The 2,510-nt window shown below is 57.6% G+C and carries 2 protein-coding genes and 1 pseudogene; all 3 read left to right on the top strand.

From position 1 onward, the window contains the following. Positions 1 to 410 (top strand): annotated as a pseudogene (locus QZ377_RS10510) (pyruvate, phosphate dikinase); the annotation flags it as partial. 70 nt (positions 411 to 480) lie between these two features. Next, the gene (locus QZ377_RS10515; protein ID WP_291441096.1) at positions 481 to 1,743 is read left to right on the top strand and encodes an MFS transporter; all 1,263 of its coding nucleotides are present in this window, start codon (positions 481 to 483) and stop codon (positions 1,741 to 1,743) included. Between the two features lie 311 nt (positions 1,744 to 2,054). After that, the coding region (locus QZ377_RS10520) for a rhodanese-like domain-containing protein (RefSeq protein ID WP_291441097.1) at positions 2,055 to 2,510 on the top strand (456 nt) is incomplete at its 3' end.

Here is a 2,510-nt window from a genome sequence, read left to right on the forward strand (position 1 = left end):
AAGGGTGTTCGCGCTTCGGCCAGCGTAGTTATGCCCTTGTTTCAGATCGTTACCTCAATTTCTCTTCACGGGTCGGCTACCATTATGCCATTCTTGACACCTGGTGTGGCGACACCCTGAGCAAAAACTACATCCGCTTTGAATTCGCGGGCGGGGCCGCAAACAATGTGCAGCGTGTGCGCCGGGTGCGCTGCATAGGGCTTATCCTCAAAGAGCTTGGCTTTACCGTCGAGCTTACTGGTGATAGGATACGGGCACGCTACCAGAAGGATCCACGGCCCGAGTTGTGCTCACGCCTTGACCAACTGGGGCGTCTGCTTATCATGACTCGCCAGATGGATATGCTCATGGTGGACGAGGCCGCAGTGACGGCCTATGCCGCAAAATTTCTCAAAGGCGAGTATCATTAGCCGCAGCTTCCCCCGGAGCAGCCGTTGCGCGTCTGCCGCAACGAGCGCGGCATAACGTAATTGAGGCCCCATGTCGCCCCTTGCTGCTTCTCCTGTTGAAACCGTGCGACAACCCGTATCACCGGAACCGCCGCAAACCCTGTTAAGCCGTGATTTTATTCTGCTGTTTTGCATGACCATGTTCTGCAACAGCTTTATCGCCGTTTTTTACTGCTTTGAGCAGTGGCTGGAAGGCATGAGCATCAGCCCCAACTGGCGCGGAGTGCTGCTGGCTTCAATGTTCGCCATGGTGCTGCTGTTTCGCCCGCTGGCCAGCGTGCTGCTGCTTCGCCGCGGCAAACTGGCCGCCATGGCCGTTTCCATAGTCATATCAAGCTGCGTCATGCTGGGCTATTCACATGTTGGCGGCCCACACGTTATCGGCATGATCTGGGCGCTGCGCATCGTGCAGGGCATCGCTCTGGCCGTATTTTCAAGCTGTACCGTAGCCGTACTTGTCAGTTGCATTCCCAAGGGCCAGAGCGCGCGCGGTTTTGCCATTTTTTCGCTTACCATGCTGCTGCCCTATTCCATCATTCCCGCAGCCGCGGAACCCATACTGCCCCTGCTGGGCGGAGAAGCCGGGCTTTTTACGGTAGCCGCCCTGCTTGGCCTGCCCTCGCTGCTCATGCTGATCCCCCTGGCCCCGCGCCTGCGGACCCCCGAAATGGCCTCCGAAGACGGGGGCGGCATGTCAGGCCGCGCCCTGTGGCAGGCTGTGAGCCGTTCGGGCCTGCTCTTTGTTTATCTGGCCTGTCTGGCCTTCAGCATCATGACCGTACAAGCCATCTTCTTCATAAAGGGGCTGTGTTCGGTCACCGGAGCGAATCCGGCATGGTTTTTCAGCATTTATACACTGACCATCATCCTTGTGCGTCTTGCAGGCAGCAACCGGCTGGACACCATGCCGCGTTACCGGGTTACGCTTTTATGCAGCGTAGTGCTGGCGTGCTGCATGCTCGGCCTGGCCTGGGGGCCGCTGTGGGCCTTTGTGCCGCTGACCTGCCTGTACGGCCTGGGCCTGGGCCTGCTCTATCCGCTGCTGGCGGCTGCGGTATATGACCGCTCAAGCCCCGCCACCCGCTCCATCAACTCCAACGTCATGATGGCCACCTTTGACGCCAGCGGCATGCTGGCCCCGCTGATCGGCGGCATGGTTATCAACGCGGGCTTCGGTTACAGGGGCGTATTTACGGCCACGGCAATCTCCGTAAGCCTGTGCGGCTGCTTCATGCTGGCCGACAGATTGCGGCTGGCACTGCGCGAGCGCAAGCAATTGCCTGAAATGCAATAAATCCACTGGCCGCCGCAACCGGCAGCACAACTGTTTTTGTATAGGGCTACTCCTGAGCATCTGTGTGCCATTTTATGGGCACATCACTATGTGAGCATCAGCATAGTCAATTATGCTGCATTGTTGCTAAAAAATAGCGACATATCGCGGCAGTTGCATTCCTGCACGAATTATATCACTATAATCGATAATTATATCCGACCAATACGGAAGGATACCATCACCGCTGCGTCCGGGTTGCATTCCTCCTGGCACTGCTCCCGTTTACGTTGCGTGCATTGCGGCAGTTATTGCCGGAAAAAGGAGACCCTATGTCCGCTGTACAAAGCATCAGCGCCAGAGAGCTGCACAGTGTGGACTTGAAGCAGGCTCTTGTTGTGGATGTACGTTCCCCCATGGAATATTCTGAAAAACGGCTGGCCATGCCTACAGCCTTTGCCCCTGTTACAGACCTTGACCCCCGTGATATCGCTCTGCGCAGCGGCGTGCTTGCCGACACCCAACTGTTCACCATTTGTCGCAGTGGCGCGCGCGCCAAAAACGCTGCTGAAAAATTTTTCCGGGCCGGATATACCAACGTGCGTTTCATTGACGGAGGCATTGCCGCCTGCGAAGAAGCAGGCTTCGCCACGGTTGGTGAAGGTCTGCCCAAGACAGGAGAAGCATCACCCTCGCTGGACCGGCAGGTACGCCTGGCGGCAGGGGCGCTTACGGTACTCTTCATGTTGCTGGGCTACGGCATCAGCCCGCTGTTTTATCTGGGCGCG

The sequence above is a fragment of the Desulfovibrio sp. genome (assembly GCF_019424165.1).
GTDB lineage: Bacteria > Desulfobacterota > Desulfovibrionia > Desulfovibrionales > Desulfovibrionaceae > Desulfovibrio.

Bases quoted from the DNA above. Each gene is read 5' to 3' on its own strand.
- QZ377_RS10515 (WP_291441096.1), top strand. From the start codon at position 481: ATGTCGCCCCTTGCTGCTTCTCCTGTTGAAACCGTGCGACAACCCGTA.